This window comes from Sagittula sp. SSi028 (genome assembly GCF_048553715.1).
Taxonomy (GTDB): Bacteria; Pseudomonadota; Alphaproteobacteria; order Rhodobacterales; family Rhodobacteraceae; genus Sagittula.
Genome location: NZ_JBLZNC010000002.1, coordinates 260,973 through 278,171 on the forward strand (window position 1 = coordinate 260,973; position 17,199 = coordinate 278,171).

Here is a 17,199-nt window from a genome sequence, read left to right on the forward strand (position 1 = left end):
TGAAATGCACTTCGGTGCGCGTTTTGGGGTTAAGACATGCCGACCACGTTCAATGTGATCTCCCTCGGGAATCTCGCCGACATCGACACTGTCGAGGGCAACACAACCGCCGAGAATGCTTCGGCTCTTGTCGGCCTGTCATTTGGCGATGCGGACAATCCGCTTGTCGACCAGATCCAGCAGTTCGCGCCCGGAACCCCCGCCTTCAACAGCGACCGCAACAGCTATTACGACATGAATGACTCGACGCCCGAGGCATTCACCATCGACGGCGGGGCAAACCAGTTTTTCGATGGTACCTCGGTCTATAACGCGACGATCACCTACGGGAACGGGACCACGGCAACGATCACGGCTGTGATCTTTCAGGACACCAACGGCAACACCTACCTTGCGCCGGAATTCAGCGCCAACGCCGATCAGGCAGCGCTGGAGGCGGATGTCATCCAGTCCATCAGCCTCGACAGTCTGGCGGGCAATGTGTTCTCGGGGATGACCGGCAGTCGTGAGTCTTTTGATTTTGTGGCGTGCTTTACCCGCGGCACAAAAATCCATGTGGTCGACAGCCACGCACCTGTCGAATTCCTGCAGGCCGGTGATCTGGTCTACACGCAGGATGGCCGCCGTGTGCCAATCCGCTGGATCGGGACACGCAAATGTTCCGCAGAAGACCTTGAAGCCAACCCCAAGCTTTACCCCGTGCGCATCACCGCAGGCAGCCTTGGTCGTGGTTTGCCGAAACGTGATATGCTGGTGTCGCGCCAACACCGCATGCTGGTCTCGTCACGGGTGGCGGGACGGATGTTTGGCACCGAAGACGTCCTGATCCCCGCGATCAAGCTGACCGCCCTGCCCGGCATCCACATCGACCGCAGCGTGACAGAGGTGGAGTATTTCCACATCCTTCTCGACCATCACGAGGTCATCACCGCCGAGGGTGCACCCACGGAAAGCCTGCTGACCGGCCCCGAGGCGCTCAAGACCATCAACCCCGATCACCTCGAAGAGCTGCTGACCCTGTTCCCCGAGCTGCGTGAAACGCTGCTCAATGGTGTCTCGGCCAAGCCGATCCCGACAGGGCCGCGCCAGAAACGTCTGATGGCGCGTCACCTGAAAAACGGCAAGCCGCCGTTGGAGCAGGGTCGCGACCTCTGACCTGATGGCCTGTTAACTTTGACTAAAACTTTAGGCTTCTTTGAAACGACTGCCTAAGTTATGCCATTATTCGCCAGCGCAAACCGCGCTGGCGTTTTTGGTATCACCCGAGGCTGCTATGTCGCGCAAATCGCCCTCTTCCTTCGAGATCCTCGGGGTCAGCCCATGGGACGATTATGCGACGATCCGCGCCGCCTACAAACGTCTGGTGCGCGAGGCGCACCCCGACGCGTCCCTGTTCAACCGACCGCAGCGCAGCGCCCGTCTGGCAGAGCAGAACGCCGCCTTTGACAATCTGCGCAACCACGTGCCTCTGCGCGGACCACGACCCGACACTACCAAGCCAAAGCCGGTCCAGACCAAGGTGCGAACCACCCAGCGCGCGCAGTCCACGCCCCCAAAACGACCGACCGCCCCGCGATCCGAGCGCCAAGTGCCAAAAACACCGCCGCTGTCGCCGCAACAAGCACGCGCTCTGCGCTCTGCCGCGAAGGGGTTTGACACCGCGCGCATGGCCACCACGGCCCCGCACCGCCCGCGCGTCGAACGCGCAGCGTGAGCCGTCACCCGCAAACATTCTCTTTACCGATGCGCTGACGTGCCCTAGGGCAATAGGCATGGAAACCGCATTTCTGATCTCTGCCTTCGCGACGCTGTTTGTGGTCGTCGATCCCATCGGCCTGACGCCCATTTTTATCGCCCTGACCCAAGGGATCGGCGCGCAGGAAAGACGCGCCATCGCCGTGCGTGCGATGGTGATTTCTATCGCCGTGCTGATGTTGTTCACCTTTTTCGGCGAGGCTGTGCTGGGATTTATCGGAATTACCATGCCGGCGTTCCGGATCGCGGGCGGGATTTTGCTGTTTATCACCGCTTTGGATATGCTGTTCGAACGGCGCACCAAACGCCGCGAAGATCAGGCCGAAGGCGACCACCCCCCCGACCCGTCCGTGTTTCCGCTGGCCATTCCGCTGATTGCAGGCCCCGGCGCGATTGCCACCATGATCCTGCTGGCGGGCGAAGCTGAGGGTGCGCTGGACATGCTGGCCATTCTGGCGGTGATGTCCTCTGTTCTGGGGCTGGCCTTTTTGATGTTTCTTGCAGCGGGGATGATCGAACGCGCTCTTGGGCCCATCGGGATCACCGTCACCACGCGTCTGTTGGGCATGCTGCTGGCGGCGCTTTCGGTGCAGTTTGTGCTGGACGGGCTGCGCGGGTTTGGCATCAGCGCCGGTTGAACCTTGGCCTACGGCAGATCCGCCCCTAAATTCGTTTAGGAGACAGATCAAAGGACACTGCCATGCCGCTCGACCAGAACGACCGCGTCGTCTACGCAGCCTTGCTGGCGGGCTTTGTTCTGATCTGGTTGTTCATCCGGCATCGCGGGGCCTTGGGCCGCGTGCTGCAATCGCTGATGACATGGGCGATGATCTTTACCGCTGTTCTGGCCGCCGTTGGATTGTGGCAGGAGCTTCAGGGCGGATTTAGCCAGCGTGCCATGGTCATCGGCACGGGGCATGTGGACCTGCCCCGCTCGTTTGACGGGCATTATTACGCCTTGCTAGAGGTCAACGGCACGCCAGTCCGCTTTGTGGTCGATACCGGCGCCAGCAGCATCGTGCTCAGCCGTCAGGATGCCGAGGCCGCCGGTCTGTCCGACGAAAACCTGCAATTTTTCGACACCGCCCGCACGGCAAACGGCCTTGTCGATACGGCGCCGGTGACGCTGGACAGCCTGTCGCTTGGCCCGTTCACCGACCGCCGCGTCCGCGCTTACGTCAATGGTGGAGAGATGCGCGGCTCGCTGTTGGGCATGACCTATCTGAACCGCTACGACCGGATCGAGATCACCGAAGGCCGGATGCGGCTGGAACGTTAGGCCTCGGCTTTCTTCTGCCAGCGCCCATCCTCTTCGGACCAATACTGCGCCTTGCAGCCTGCGCCGGTCAGCGTCTTCCATTGAACGCGGGCGGCCTGCACCGCCTCGGGGTTGTGGCCGTTGAACAGGATACAGACGCGGTCCAGCGCCTCGACCTCTGCGGGGGAGACCTCGGCCCCGTCCACGGCCATCAGACAGGCCGCGCCATTGGCGGCGTCGGTCCCGCTGACCAGCAGGATCGGCTGTTCCGCATCATGCGGGCCGCCTTCGATGCCATGGGGCAGGAACCCGTCGATCGGCCCTTGCCACAGCTGCTGGTCAAGCTGCTGAAGCCGCCCCTGATCGGTCCCGCGCACAGCCACCTTCCAGCCGCGTTCCAGCGACTTTTCTAAAAGCATCGGCAGCGTCACCTCCAGCGGTTGCCGAGTCAGGTGGTAGAACAGCGCATTGCCCATGGCCAAGCCTCGTTGAACTGCGCGCGCGAGACCGCAATAGCCCCGCGCGCGATCCGCTTATTCCGATGCGGTTGCTTCGCTTGCCGGAGCCGCCTCGACCACCTCGAAACGGTCGCGCACAAGACGATCCAGCGCCATGACACCCCAACCGGTCGCGCCTTTGGGCGCCAGCGCGGTCTCTTTGGCCACCTGTGCCACGCCCGCGATATCGAGGTGAATCCACGGCATATCATCGGCCACGAAACGTTGCAGGAACTGCGCCGCCGTGATCGACCCCGCCGCGCGCCCGCCGGTGTTTTTCACATCTCCCTTGGTGCCCTGAATAAGATCGTCATAGGCTTTGCTCAGCGGCAGACGCCATGCGCCTTCACCCTCGGCGGCGGCGGCCTTCAGGAAATCGTTGGCGAATTTGTCATCATTGCCAAAGACGGCTGCATTTTCATGACCCAGCGCAATGATGCAGGCCCCGGTCAGCGTCGCCAGATCAACGATGGCCGCCGGTTTTTCGGTCTGCTGGGTGTGCCACAGGACGTCTGCCAGAACCAAACGCCCCTCGGCGTCGGTGTTAAGCACTTCGATCATATCGCCTTTCATGGATTTGACGATGTCACCGGGACGCTGCGCACGGTCAGAGGGCATGTTTTCCACCAACCCCACAAGGCCCACCACATTGGCGCGTGCCTTGCGCAGGGCGAGGGTCTTCATCACGCCCGACACCACACCGGCGCCGCCCATGTCCATGGTCATGTCTTCCATGCCCGCAGCCGGTTTGAGGGAAATGCCGCCGGTGTCAAAGACCACGCCCTTGCCGACCAGCGCCAGCGGTGCCGCATCGGCCTCGCCCCCCTTCCAGCGCATGACAACCACCTTGGACGGCATGGCAGAGCCCTGCCCCACCGCCAGCAGCGCACGCATGCCCAGTTCGGCCAGACGATCCTCTTCGAGCACCTCGACCTCAAGCCCCAGATCCCGCATGGCCTCCAGACGGGCGGCGAATTCCTCGGTGCCCAGAACGTTTGTCGGCTCGTTGGTCAGATCACGGGTGAACACAACGCCCTCGGCCACGGCCTTGGCGCTGGCGAAGGCGGCTTCGGCGTCTTCGACCGACTTCACCATGAATGTCGCTGCCGCCGGTGTCTCGGCGGGCTCTGCCTTGCGCGCGGTAAAGGCATAGCTGCGCAGCGCCAGCCCAAGCGCTACCTGCGCCGTGCGACGCGTCCCGTCCGCCAGCACCACCAGTTCGCTGCTGCCCACAGCCTTGGCCAGCGTGGCACCGGCCTTGCGTGCCTCGCTGACCGAGGGGCGGCGCGACAGTTTCACCACATGCACGGCGGAAACCTTCATGTTGGCGGGGTAGCCCAGCGTCAGCGCCTCGCCCACCCCGAGCTTTTCAAACGCTTCGGTTTCCAGCATGCGCGCCACGGCGCCGCGCGACAATTTGTTTACACGACGTGCGCCCGGCCCCATGGTGCCTTGTTCGGGCACAAAGAGGGCCACCTGACCCGTGGCCTCGGCCACAGTTTCCAGATCGGTTTCGGCAAATGTGATGTCGCGCAAGTCGGTCATTCAGGGTCTCCTGTCAGAAGGTAAGCAGTTCCTTGCCCAATGACCTAGTCCCTTGTCCGGATCTTTACCAGAGGCCGCTTTCCCCTCCTGTGGGATTGTCCTATGTTGGCGCGCACCACTGACCCGGGGGGGACGACCGACTTGCAGAGATTCGACAGATACGTGCTGTCGCAGCTTATGATGTTGTTCGGCTTCTTCGCCTTGGTGCTGGTGTCGGTCTACTGGGTCAATCGCGCGGTTATCCTGTTCGACAGGCTGATTGCTGATGGCCATACCGCAATGGTGGTGCTGGAATTCACCGCGCTTTCCTTGCCTGCGGTGATTGCGCTGGTCCTGCCGATGTCGGTCTTTGCGGCCGCCGTCTATGTCACGAACCGCCTGTCGGGCGATTCCGAGCTGACAGTGGTGCAGGCCACCGGCTATTCGCCCTGGCGGCTGGCCCGCCCCTATCTGATCTTCGGCATTTTCATCGCCGTTATGATGGCCATTCTGACCAATGTGCTGGTGCCGCAGGCGGTGCAAAAGCTGCGCGACCGCGAATCCGAGCTTTCCGGCTCGATCTCGGCGGCTTTGTTGCGCGAGGGGACGTTTCTGCATCCCACCCGTGGCGTGACCTTCTACATCCGTGAAATCACCCCCGAGGGCGAGCTGCGGGACGTCCTGCTGGCGGACCGCCGTCAGGAAGGCCGCGAAACCACCTATACGGCAGAACGCGCCTATCTGTTGCGCGAGGACGACGGCGCAAAGATGGTCATGCTCTCCGGCCTCGCCCAGATTATGGACCTGCAGGAGCAGCGCCTGTCGACGACGGTTTTTGACAATTTCACCTATGATCTCACCAACATTATTGCCACGGACGGGCCGCGCGCCCAGAAATCCGATGCGATCCCCACGCTGGACCTGCTTCTTGATCCGGCGGCGATCAAGTTGATCAACGGCGACACGCGGGGCGAGGTTCTTGAAGAGGCGCACACGCGCCTTCATGCACCACTGCTGTGTATCGTGGCGGCGCTGATTGGATACGCCGCGCTGATGGTTGGCGGGTTCTCCCGCTTCGGCGTGACGAAACAGATCGTCTTTGCGATTTTTCTGTTGGTCATCGTCAAGATGGTTGAAAGCGGCACCGCCCCTGCGGTCAAGGACAATGGCGCACTCTGGCCGCTGATCTACGCGCCGACAGCGACGGGCGCGCTGTTTGCGATCGGCCTTTTGTGGCACTCCGCACGACCTTTCCGCCCCAAACGCGGCCCACAGGCAGAGGTGTCCGCATGAAGCTGCATCTGTATTTCGCCCGCCGCTTCCTGATGCTGTTTCTGGGCATCACAGCCGTCTTTGGTCTGTTCCAGATGCTGCTCGATCTGATTGACGAGATGCGGCGCGCTGGCGATGCGCTGACCTTTACAGAAGTCCTGACATTGGTCGCGCTGAAGCTTCCCGAAGGTCTGTACGAGGTTCTGCCGCTGGTGATGATCCTTGCCGCCGTGTCCATGTTTCTCGGGCTGGCGCGCTCGTCGGAAATGGTGGCCACGCGGGCCGCGGGCCGCTCGGGCCTGTCCGCGCTGTCCTCCCCGGTGATGGTGGCCTTCGTGATGGGGTTGATGATCGTTGGCGTCATGAACCCCATCGTGGCGGCCACCTCGAAACGCTACGCCGACCTACGAGAGACCTTCTATTCCGGCAACACCTCCGCGCTGTCGATCGGGGCCGAGGGGCTTTGGCTGCGCCAAGGTGGCGAGGCCGGACAATCCGCCATCCGGGCGAGCCGTGCAAACCCTGATGGCACCGAGCTTTTCGACGTCTCGATCATCCGTTTTGCGGAGGATGGCGGCCCGTTCCAACGCATGCATGCCGCAAACGCGACGCTCAGCGATGGCGCTTGGGCGCTTAGCGATGTGATCTCATGGCCCTTGTCACCCGGCATCAATCCCGAACAGGGAGTGCGCCGGTTGGACAGCTTCCGCCTGCCCTCGAACCTGACACGTGACAGCATTCTCGACCGTTTCGGACGCCCCTCCGCCGTACCGATCTGGCAGCTGCCTAGCTTTATTTCGGGGCTCGACGAGGCGGGCTTTTCCGCGCGCAGACATGTGGTCTGGATGCATATGGAACTGGCGCGCCCGCTGTTTCTGACCGCCATGGTGCTGGTTGGCGCGGCCTTTACCATGCAACCTGCGCGCATGGCGCGCACAGGTCTTGCGGTTTTGTCGGCTGTGCTTCTTGGCTTTGGTCTGTATTACGTGCGAAGCTTTGCTCAAATCATGGGCGAGAATGGACAATTGCCCGCCCTTGTCGCTGCATGGGTGCCGCCTGTGGCATCGGTTTTGCTCGCCTTGGGGCTTGTGCTGCATATGGAGGATGGCTGATGCGCGCATCGCCCCGCAAACCCTTTCCTTTGGCCGCGTTTGCACTGGCTGCCATACTGGGTGCGGCGCCTATTGGTGATCTGCGTGCGCAAGACAGCCAAGCCGCCAGCAGCACAGATGCCGCCCTGCTGATCGCCGACAACGTCACTGTTGAAGGACAAGAGCGGCTGGTCGCCACAGGCAACGTCGAGGCGCTGCAAGGCAACTACAAGCTCAGCGCCTCGCGCATTGTCTATGACCGCGCGGGCAATCTGCTGACCATCGACGGGCCGATCCGTATCCTTGACCCCGATGAGGGCATCCTGATCCTTGCCGACGCCGCCGAACTTGACGAAGGATTCCGCAACGGGTTGATGAAAGGTGCGCGCATGGTCATCGACCAGCACCTGCAACTGGCCGCGGTCGAGGCGAACCGGGTCGACGGTCGCTATACGCAGCTGAGCCGCACCGCCGTGACCTCCTGTCAGGTGTGCGGCCCTGACGAGACCCCGCTGTGGCAGATCCGCGCCACCCGCGTCATCCATGACCAAGAAGAGCGGCAACTGTATTTCCACAACCCGCAATTCCGCGTTCTGAACGTGCCCGTGTTCTGGATGCCTCGCATGCGCATGCCCGACCCGACGCTGGATCGCGCGCGCGGGTTTCTGTTTCCGTCCATCACCAGCTCTTCTCTTTGGGGGACAGGCGTGCGGCTGCCTTACTTCATCCCGATTGGCGACAGTCAGGACGTGACGCTGACCCCGCATCTGACCACGGAGTCGCGCACGCTTGAATTGACCTACCGGCGCGCTTTTAGGAACGGCAACATCACGGTGACGGGCGCCGTGTCAGGCAACGACTTCCGCGAGGAAGGCCTGCGCAGCTATGCCTATGCCTCGGGGAATTTCTCGTTGCCGCGCGATTTCACGCTGTCCTTCGGGCTGTGGTCTGTCTCCGATGACGCCTATCTGAACGATTACGATTATTCATCCGCCGAACGGCTTGCCAGCAACCTGTCTATTCAGCGGGTACGCGACGACCGCCGCCTGTCCTTCAGCCTGATCAGCTACGAGACCCTGCGCTCTTATGAAAGCAATGCAACCCAGCCGGGCCTGACCGCCGGCGTCTACACGGACCGGCGCTTTTTCTTTGACCGGGTGCCAGGGGAATTCCGCCTGAGTGGCGAGTTGGTCGGGCTGGAACGGGAATCCACGCTGGATGTGGACAGCGATGATGATGACAACGAGGTCGATGGCCGCGACACCGTGCGCTTTAACATCGAAGGCAGCTGGCAGAACCGCTGGACCCTGCCCGGCGGGCTGCGCGCCGGTGCGTCAACCTATCTGTTCTTTGACCATTACGTGACCGAAGAGGACGCCGCCGTCCCGCATCAGATCACCGAAGTGACCCCCGCCGCCGCGGTCGAGCTACGCTATCCCTTCCAACGGATTGGCGCGAATGGCGGCCGCACCCTGTTCGAGCCGGTCATGCAGGCCAGCTGGACCGGCGGCGAACGCGGCGAGAACGCCAACGAAGAAAGCACGCGCGTCGAATTCGACGAGGCCAACCTTTTGTCGATCTCGCGCTTTACCGCCGCAGACCGCCGCGAACGCGGCGTGTCGGTGGCCGCAGGGGTGCGTTGGGTCCATCAGGCCCCTGCAGGCTGGTCCAGCGCATTGACGCTTGGCCAGTTGTGGCAGGCCGATACGGACGAGGATTTCACGCGCTCTTCCGGTCTCGATAGCAGTTTCAGCGATGTGCTGATTGCCGCACGTTTTGCAAACCCGCTTGGCATCACCATCTCGGCCCGTGGCCTAATGGACGAGGACGCACGTTTCTCCAAGGCAGAGGCCCGCGCCGGCTGGTCCAACAGTCGCATGGATCTGGGCGCGTCCTATCTGCTGTTGGTCGAGGACGAGGACGAATACCGCGACGACACCATCGCGGAATGGACCTTTGACGGGCAATACCAGATCCTGCCGGAATGGAAGGCCTCGACCGAGGTCAGCTATGACCTTGCCGACCGTCGCCTTGACGAGGTAGCGCTGGGGCTGCAATACCGCAACGAATGCATTCAGGTGGAACTGGACGCGACGCGAGAATTCGCCTCATCCACCAATCTGGAACCATCCACCGATTTTGAACTGACCGTCGAGCTGATAGGCTTTGGCATCGATGGCAGCGCACAGGAGTACCGTCGCACATGTCGCTGAAACTAACGCTTTCGTCCTTGGCCATGGCCGCTGCCATCGGTTGCGCCACGTTGATGCCTTTGCCCGCGACAGCACAGGGGCTGTTTTCACCGGCGATCATCGTCAATGACGAGGTCATCACCGGCTACGAGCTGGCGCAGCGCAAACAGATGCTTCAGGTGCTGCGCTCGGCGGGCAATCTCGACACTCTGGCGCGCGAGCAGCTGATCGACGACCGGCTGCGCCTGCAGGCCTCCAAGGACGCGGGCATCCGCCCGTCGGAGCAAGAAGTGCTGGACGGTATGGAAGAATTCGCCGCGCGCGCCTCGCTCAGCCGCGAACAATTTATCGGCGCGCTGGCGCAACAAGGCGTGGATGAACAGACGTTCCGCGATTTTGTCCGCGCCGGTCTGAGCTGGCGCATGTTGGTGCGCGCCCGCTTTGCCGCGCAGGCCAATGTCACCGACGCCGAGGTCGACCGCGCGCTGTCCGGTCAGGCAGGTGGCTCGAACGTGCGTGTGCTGATCTCGGAGTTGATCATGCCCACCCCGCCGGGACAGGAGGCCAGTGTTCAGGCCCGTGCGGAACGGATCTCTGAACTCAGCAGCGTCTCGGCCTTCTCGGCGCAGGCGCGTCAGTATTCGGCCACCGCATCGCGTGGTGCGGGCGGACAGCTGCCATGGCGCAATCTGTCGGAATTGCCGCCCGCGTTGCAGCCCATCCTGTTGGGTCTGCGCCCCGGCGAGGTGACCGACCCCATTCCGCTGCAAGGGGCCGTGGCCCTGTTCCAGCTGCGCGCGATTGAGGAGACCGACTATCAGGCGGCGCCGCCCGCAGCGATTGAGTATGCCGCCTATTACATGGCGGGGGGCCGCACGCCGGAGACGCTGGCCAAGGCCGAAAGCATCGCCAGCCGTCTCGACCGCTGCGACGATCTGTATGGTGTGGCCAAGGGACAGCCCGCCGAGGTTCTCGAACGCGGCAGCCTTGCGCCCTCGGAAATCCCGACCGACATCGCCTATGAGCTGTCCAAACTCGACCCCGGCGAGACCTCGACTGCCCTGACGCGGTCGAACGGGGAAACGCTTGTGCTGTTAATGCTTTGTGGCCGTAGCCAAGCCATTGGCGACGAGGCGCCCAACCGCGAGCAGGTACTGAATAACCTGCGCCAGCAGCGGGTCGCCAACCTTGCCGAAAGCTATCTGTCGCAGCTGCGCTCTGACGCGACGATCATCCGCAAATGACCGATACGACCGCACAGACGCAGCTTGATCCCCAAATCGCGCAGGCACCGCGCGACGGGGCCTCGGCTGCCCCGATTGCGGTCAGTTGTGGCGAACCGGCGGGCATTGGCCCGGAGCTGATCGAAGCCGCTTGGGCGGAACTTCGCGGTGATCTGCCGCTGTTCTGGATCGGCGAGCCGTCGCATCTGCCGCAAACCGTGCCGCACGCGTTGATCACCGATCCGGCAGAGGCGCTGGAGCTGTGCCACCGTGCGCTGCCGGTGCTGTCTTTGCCGATGCCGGGGCCACGGGTGCCCGGCACACCGCAACCCGCCCATGCCGCAGGCGTTGTCCGCGCCATCGAGGTCGGCGTCTCGCTCACCCAATCGGGGCAGGCATCGGCCCTGTGTACGCTGCCGATCCACAAACAGGCCTTGGCCGAGGGGGCGGATTTCGCCTACCCCGGTCATACGGAATTCCTCGCCCATCTTGGCGGCGTCGACGAGGTGGTGATGATGCTGGCCTCTGACCGGCTGCGGGTCGTGCCCGCCACCATTCACATCCCGTTGTCTGAGGTGCCGCAGGCCCTGACCGCCGAGTTGCTGGAGCGGCGCATTCGCATCACCCATGACGCACTGGTCGCGCAGTTCGGCATCTCTGATCCTGTGATCGCGGTGTCGGGTCTGAACCCCCACGCGGGCGAAGGCGGGCGCATGGGCCATGAAGACCACGCGCTGATCGCGCCGGTGATCAAACGGCTGCGCGACGAGGGGCTGAACCTGACCGGTCCCCTGCCCGCTGACACGATGTTTCATGCCCGCGCCCGCGCGGGCTATGACGCCGCTGTGTGCATGTACCATGATCAGGCGCTGATCCCGATCAAGACGCTGGATTTCGACGAAGGTGTGAATGTGACGCTGGGCCTGCCCTTTGTGCGCACCTCGCCCGACCATGGCACGGCGTTCGACATCGCGGGGGCGGGATTGGCCAATCCATCCTCTACACTGGCGGCGTTGCGCATGGCCGCACGCCTCGGGCGCTCTTGACCACACGCGGGGGATGGGCGAAGGCAGGGCATGAGCCAAATTGACGATCTGCCCCCCCTGCGCGATGTGATCGCGACACACCAACTGTCCGCGCGCAAGGCGCTGGGGCAGAACTTCCTGCTTGATCTGAACCTGACCGCACGGATCGCCCGCATCCCCGGCGATCTGTCGGGGATGGACGTCCTGGAGGTCGGCCCCGGACCCGGCGGTTTGACCCGAGGGCTCTTGTCCGAAGGCGCGCGCCGCGTGCTGGCCATCGAAAAAGACAGCCGCTGCCTGCCTGCGCTGGCCGAGATCGGACAGGCCTGCCCCGGCCGTCTGGAGGTGATTGAAGGCGACGCGCTGGAAATCGACCCGCTGGCCCATCTGACGCCGCCCATCGCGATCTGCGCCAACCTGCCCTACAACGTCGGCACCGAATTGCTGACCCGTTGGCTGACGCCATCGGACTGGCCGCCCTTCTGGTCCTCGCTGACATTGATGTTCCAGAAAGAAGTCGCAGAACGCATTGTTGCCCAACCGGGCAGTAAGGCCTACGGGCGGCTTGCGATCCTGTCACAGTGGCGCTGTGATGCCCGCATCGCTTTGACCCTGCCGCCCGGCGCCTTTACCCCGCCGCCCAAGGTCAGCTCTGCCGTGGTGCATCTGACCGCCCTGCCCGAACCGCGCTTTCCCGCGCAGCACAAACTGTTGGAACGCGTGGTGGCGACCGCCTTCAACCAGCGGCGCAAGATGCTGCGCTCGTCGCTCAAAGGGCTCGCCCCGGATATAGAGGAGCGGCTGAACGCCGTTGGCATCCCCCCGACCGAGCGCGCCGAGCAAGTCGGGCTAGAGGCCTTCTGCGCCCTCGCCCGCACCTTCGAGACATAAAAAATGCCCCGCCAATCTGGCGGGGCTTTTCTTATCTGTATCGCGTCGGCTGATTATTCAGCGGCGTCCGGTGTCGTGTCGGTTTCAGCGCTCTCGGCAGCGGGCGCTTCGGCCTTTTTGGTCGTGGTTTTCTTGCGTGTGGAGGTCGTCGATTTCGCGGTCGTCGACTTGGCCGTTGTGGATTTGGTCGACGGTTTGCGCGGGGCGCGCGGCTTTTTCGGCTTTTCCTCGGGCGTCTCGGCGGCCTGTTCGGGCTGCGGCGCCTCTTCGCGGGCTTCTGCCTCGCGGGCAAGCTGTGCCGGGCTCATCTGCTCCGCGCGGCTTTCGGGCGTATCGACCAGACCGGAATCCTCGTCCTGCGCCTTGGCGACCGCGTCGTCAGCCTGCGGCTCTGCCTCGTTGTGGCGGGGCTTGTTGTCGTGACGCGGCTGCGATTTCTGGTGGTCATGCCCCTGATGAGAGGGCTGTTCGCCACTGTCGTTGTTGTTGTCGCGCTGCTGGGCACGCTCGCGGTCACGCTGGGCTTGGCGTTCGCGGTTCTCGCGCTCCTGCTGTTCGCGGCGCAGGTCCTGTTCTTTCTGGGCTTCCGACAGCATGCGCATGTAATGTTCTGCGTGCTGTTGAAAGTTCTCCATGTTCACGCGGTCATTCGACAGGCTCGCATCGCGGGCAAGCTGGTTGTACTTGTCGATAATCTGCTGCGGGGTGCCGCGCACCTTGCCTTCGGGGCCACTGGAATCGAAAACCCGGTTAACGATATTGCCCAACGAATTGTTGTTGCGGTTGCGATTGTTCTTGCTCCGCGAGCGGGATTTGGAAGAGCGCATAGGTTTTTCTGTTCCAGCCTGAGATTTACGGCTTGGTGACGATACGGCGCAATCTGCGCCAGACGAATTCAGTCACCGGCATTTGGGCAATTCGTCAGCGGGAGCGGCAGGTGCCTCTCAACAGCCAACTGAGGTCGAATAAACATATGAAATGCCCCCGCACAAGGGGAAATGGCCATTTGTTCATAAATTAGCAGATATCACCGCACGTCAGAGCGTTTTGTACCCACCACGACACGGTCCCGCCCGTCCAGATCGGGAATCACCCGCACGCCGGTCAAACCCGCCTGTTCAAACATCCGCGACACGGCGCCCCCCTGACTTGCGCCGATCTCGACCACCAAACGTCCGGAACGTGCCAACCAACGGTCATAGCCTGCGAGGATGGCCGCATAGGCGCTCAGCCCGTCCGCCTCGTCCGTCAGCGCCAGACGCGGCTCGTGATGGCGTACCTCGGGCGACAGAAACGGCATTTCGTTAATGGCGATATAGGGCGGGTTGGAGACGATCAGGTCGAAACGATCATCCACGCCGCCCAGTGCGTCGAACCAGCGCCCTGCGCGCAGTTCTGCGTGCCCGTCCAACCCCAATGCGGCCCTGTTGCGCTCCGCCACCTGCAAAGCCTCTGTGCTCAGGTCGCAGCCGTAGCCCACCGCATCGACACGTTCCGCCAGAAGCGTCAGCAAGATACAGCCCGATCCGGTGCCAAGGTCCAGCACGGTGCCGAATGGCGCCGACAGCGCCACCTCGATCAGGGTTTCGGTTTCGGGGCGCGGGTCCAGCACCTGTGGCGTGACCACAAATTCGCGCCCGTAAAACGCGCGCCGCCCCACCAGATGCGACACCGGCATCCGGTCTGCACGCTGGTCGATCAGCGCCTCAAACGCCGCCTGACGGTCGGCATCCATCGGTTCAGGCAGAAACAGGGTCAGCCGCCCCGCAGCCACGTCCAGCACATGCGCCATAAGCCTGCGGGCATCCCGCCCGGCATCGGGCACGCCTGCGTCTGTCAGGCGGCGGGTGGCCTGCGCCAGAACCTCGGAGGCTCTCATGATTGCATGTCCGCAAGCTGTGCTGCCTGCTGTTCGGAAATCAGCGCGTCGATGATCTCGTCCAGATCGCCGCCCATGATGGCATCCAGCCGGTAGAGCGTCAGCCCGATGCGGTGATCGGTCATACGCCCTTGGGGAAAGTTATAGGTCCGGATGCGTTCCGACCGGTCGCCCGATCCCACCTGCGCCTTACGGTCGGCCGAGCGTTCCGCATCCGCCTTTGACCGCTGAAGATCAAACAGCCGCGCCCGCAGCACCTGCATGGCAATCTCGCGGTTGCGGTGCTGGGATTTCTCGGAGGAGGTGACCACAAGGCCCGTGGGAATATGGGTGATGCGCACAGCCGAGTCGGTCGTGTTCACGTGCTGGCCACCGGCGCCTGACGACCGCATGGTGTCGATCCGGATGTCATTTGCGGCAATGGCAATGTCGACCTCTTCCGCCTCTGGCAGAACCGCAACGGTGGCCGCCGAGGTGTGAATACGCCCGCCGGATTCGGTTTCAGGCACGCGCTGAACACGGTGCACACCGGATTCGTATTTCAGACGGGCAAAGACCCCCTCGCCCGCGATGCGCACCACCAGTTCGCGGATGCCGCCCAGTTCGGACAGCTGTTCCTCGATGACCTCCCAGCGCCAGCCCTGCGCCTCGGCGTGACGCTGGTACATCCGCGCCAGATCACCGGCAAACAGCGCGGCCTCGTCTCCGCCGGTGCCGGGCCGGATTTCCAACATCGCCGGACGGGCATCCGCCGCGTCGCGCGGCAGCAAGGACAACTGCACCGCGCGCTCGGCCTCTGGCAAGGCGGCGCGCAGCTCTGGCAGTTCTTCCTCGGCCAGTGCTTTCATCTCCGGGTCGGCCAGCATGGCCTCTGCCTCGGCGATGTCGGCGACCAGCCGTTCATATTCGGTGATTTGCCGCACAACGGGCGACAATTCCGCATGTTCACGGCCCAAGGCGACAATGTCGCCCTCGCCTGTGGACATCTGCGCCTCGACAAATTCGAGACGCGCCTTGATCTGTTGCAGTCGGTCAGTCGGGATCATGGCGTCCCATCGCCCAGACTGGCCCTCAGGTCAAGATACCACGCTCAGGCACCGCCTGCGCGCAGCTCCTCCAGCCAGCCATCGACGCGTTTCTGGTTCACGCCAGTGTCAGACACGCCAAAGCGCAGACGGGCGTGGATTTCCAACACGCCGTCACCCTGCTTGACCGTTGTGTAATCGGGAAAGCCCATCAGCTGCGAACGGGTGACATAGGTGGCCATGCCGTCTTCGACCCCACCGGCCACCAGTTCGGTGCGCGGGGTGGACAGGATGATCCCGTGCAGACGCTGGAAATCACCGCTCTCTGCGGCGACACGGCGGCGCACCCCGCCGGTCAGATCCTGATCGGCGGTGACCTGCGGGTCCACGTGCCAGACTTCGGGCTTGGACGGGGCCAGCCTGATCCATGCCAGCCCACCCACGATGATGAGGATCAACAGATAAAACATCTTGCGCATGCCCCGCTCCTTCTTGCAGCGCCGCGTTTGCCCTGTTCGCGCGCCACTGTGAAGCCCTGCCACCGCATTGCGGCAGAACTATGCCGATCTGCCCCTTACAGCCGGGTGTAGCCCCACAGGCTCAACAGTTCTGTCGCCACATGGGCCCCGGCGACCGCCGTGATGCCGGCCGTGTCAAACGGGGGGGAGACCTCGACCACATCGCCACCTTTCAGATCGATGCCCGCCAGCGCACGCAGCGCCACCGCCGCCTGATGGCTGGTCATCCCGCCCCAGACCGGCGTGCCGGTGCCGGGCGCATAGGCCGGGTCCAGACAATCGATGTCGAAGGTCAGATAACAGGGATGCGCCCCAACGATGTCACGCGCCTTTTGCGCCACCGCCTCGGAGCCGATCGCCTGCACCTCGCGCGCGTCGATGATGTTGAAGCCCAATGTGTCGGGGTTGTCGGTGCGGATGCCGATCTGGACGGACCGTTCCGGCACGACAATCCCCTCTTTCGCGGCAGTATACAGAAAGGTCCCGTGATCCACGCGCGCCGCGTCATCATCGGCCCAAGTGTCGGTATGCGCGTCGAACTGGATCACGCTGAGCGGGCCGTACCGTTTGGCATGGGCGCGCAACGCCCCCAGCGTCACCGAATGGTCGCCACCCAGCGCAATGCAGGCCGCGCCTTGGTCTAAAATCCCCTCGATATGCGCCTCGATGCGGGCGGGTACTTCGGACGGCATGGCATAGTCAAAGGCCATATCGCCGTAATCCGCGATGGCAAAGGCGCTCATCACGTCAAAGTCCCAGCCATAGGGTTTGTCCATTGTCTGCAGCAGCGATGCCTCGCGGATCGCGCGCGGGCCAAGCCGGGTGCCGGGGCGGTTGGTGACCGCCTGATCAAAGGGCAGACCCGTCACCGCAATATCCACACCGCGCAGGTCCTTGGTGTACTTGCGGCGCAAAAACGAGGGTGCCCCGGCAAAGACGTTTTCAAACGACGGACCTTTGAGGTCCTCGCGCGTGAAAGCGTGGTCGATCTGGCGTTTTGCTTCTTCGAGACTCATCCCGAGCCCTCCCTGATATCTATCTCTGCCGTC

Annotated in this window: 17 protein-coding genes; 10 read left to right on the top strand and 7 right to left on the bottom strand. The window is 63.2% G+C overall.

Annotation, left to right across the window (positions count from 1 at the left end; genetic code table 11):
• Positions 1-36: 36 nt before the first annotated feature.
• From ACN5AZ_RS04760 to ACN5AZ_RS04775, 4 genes are all read left to right on the top strand, one after another.
• Positions 37-1,155, top strand: a complete 1,119-nt coding sequence (locus ACN5AZ_RS04760) for a Hint domain-containing protein (protein WP_419427717.1) — start codon at positions 37-39, stop codon at positions 1,153-1,155.
• Positions 1,156-1,273: 118 nt separating this feature from the next.
• Positions 1,274-1,714, top strand: a complete 441-nt coding sequence (locus tag ACN5AZ_RS04765; RefSeq protein WP_419427718.1) for a J domain-containing protein — start codon at positions 1,274-1,276, stop codon at positions 1,712-1,714.
• Positions 1,715-1,772: 58 nt separating this feature from the next.
• Positions 1,773-2,393 (top strand): MarC family protein, encoded by a 621-nt coding sequence (locus tag ACN5AZ_RS04770; protein ID WP_419427719.1) that lies wholly within the window; start codon positions 1,773-1,775, stop codon positions 2,391-2,393.
• Positions 2,394-2,455: 62 nt separating this feature from the next.
• Positions 2,456-3,034, top strand: a complete 579-nt coding sequence (locus ACN5AZ_RS04775; RefSeq protein WP_419427720.1) for a retropepsin-like aspartic protease family protein — start codon at positions 2,456-2,458, stop codon at positions 3,032-3,034.
• Here the strand turns inward: ACN5AZ_RS04775 and ACN5AZ_RS04780 are convergent.
• On the bottom strand, positions 3,031-3,489 hold the full coding sequence (locus ACN5AZ_RS04780) for a DNA polymerase III subunit chi (protein ID WP_419427721.1): 459 nt from the start codon (positions 3,487-3,489) through the stop codon (positions 3,031-3,033). The genes ACN5AZ_RS04775 and ACN5AZ_RS04780 overlap by 4 nt on opposite strands.
• Before the next feature lie 57 nt (positions 3,490-3,546).
• A complete protein-coding gene (locus ACN5AZ_RS04785; protein WP_419427722.1) occupies positions 3,547-5,055 on the bottom strand; it encodes a leucyl aminopeptidase in 1,509 nt (502 codons plus the stop codon).
• Positions 5,056-5,157: 102 nt separating this feature from the next.
• On the opposite strand from ACN5AZ_RS04785, the gene lptF reads away from it, so the two are divergent.
• From lptF to rsmA, 6 genes are read left to right on the top strand one after another with little or no spacing between them, the layout of a single operon-like run.
• Positions 5,158-6,327, top strand: a complete 1,170-nt coding sequence (lptF, locus tag ACN5AZ_RS04790) for an LPS export ABC transporter permease LptF (RefSeq protein ID WP_419427723.1) — start codon at positions 5,158-5,160, stop codon at positions 6,325-6,327.
• A complete protein-coding gene (gene lptG, locus ACN5AZ_RS04795) occupies positions 6,324-7,418 on the top strand; it encodes an LPS export ABC transporter permease LptG (protein WP_419427724.1) in 1,095 nt (364 codons plus the stop codon). Before lptF ends, lptG begins: the two co-directional genes overlap by 4 nt.
• Complete coding sequence (locus ACN5AZ_RS04800) at positions 7,418-9,610, top strand: LPS-assembly protein LptD (RefSeq protein ID WP_419427725.1); 2,193 nt, start codon at positions 7,418-7,420, stop codon at positions 9,608-9,610. The genes lptG and ACN5AZ_RS04800 overlap by 1 nt, the downstream gene beginning before the upstream one ends.
• Positions 9,601-10,833 (top strand): peptidylprolyl isomerase, encoded by a 1,233-nt coding sequence (locus tag ACN5AZ_RS04805; RefSeq protein ID WP_419427726.1) that lies wholly within the window; start codon positions 9,601-9,603, stop codon positions 10,831-10,833. Before ACN5AZ_RS04800 ends, ACN5AZ_RS04805 begins: the two co-directional genes overlap by 10 nt.
• Positions 10,830-11,858, top strand: coding sequence for a 4-hydroxythreonine-4-phosphate dehydrogenase PdxA (gene pdxA / locus ACN5AZ_RS04810; RefSeq protein WP_419427727.1), 1,029 nt, complete (start codon positions 10,830-10,832; stop codon positions 11,856-11,858). Before ACN5AZ_RS04805 ends, pdxA begins: the two co-directional genes overlap by 4 nt.
• Before the next feature lie 30 nt (positions 11,859-11,888).
• Entirely contained in the window at positions 11,889-12,728 is an 840-nt protein-coding gene (gene rsmA / locus ACN5AZ_RS04815; RefSeq protein WP_419427728.1) for a 16S rRNA (adenine(1518)-N(6)/adenine(1519)-N(6))-dimethyltransferase RsmA, read from the top strand.
• A 53-nt stretch (positions 12,729-12,781) separates the two neighbouring features.
• Here rsmA and ACN5AZ_RS04820 read toward each other — a convergent pair whose 3' ends face one another.
• From ACN5AZ_RS04820 to speB, 5 genes are all read right to left on the bottom strand, one after another.
• Positions 12,782-13,555, bottom strand: a complete 774-nt coding sequence (locus ACN5AZ_RS04820; RefSeq protein WP_419427729.1) for a DUF4167 domain-containing protein — start codon at positions 13,553-13,555, stop codon at positions 12,782-12,784.
• A gap of 200 nt (positions 13,556-13,755) precedes the next feature.
• A complete protein-coding gene (gene prmC, locus ACN5AZ_RS04825; RefSeq protein ID WP_419427730.1) occupies positions 13,756-14,607 on the bottom strand; it encodes a peptide chain release factor N(5)-glutamine methyltransferase in 852 nt (283 codons plus the stop codon).
• Positions 14,604-15,653, bottom strand: a complete 1,050-nt coding sequence (gene prfA, locus ACN5AZ_RS04830; protein WP_419427731.1) for a peptide chain release factor 1 — start codon at positions 15,651-15,653, stop codon at positions 14,604-14,606. The genes prmC and prfA overlap by 4 nt, the downstream gene beginning before the upstream one ends.
• Before the next feature lie 44 nt (positions 15,654-15,697).
• Complete coding sequence (locus ACN5AZ_RS04835) at positions 15,698-16,111, bottom strand: DUF1499 domain-containing protein (protein WP_419427732.1); 414 nt, start codon at positions 16,109-16,111, stop codon at positions 15,698-15,700.
• Between the two features lie 95 nt (positions 16,112-16,206).
• Entirely contained in the window at positions 16,207-17,166 is a 960-nt protein-coding gene (gene speB, locus ACN5AZ_RS04840) for an agmatinase (protein ID WP_419427733.1), read from the bottom strand.
• Positions 17,167-17,199: the final 33 nt, after the last annotated feature.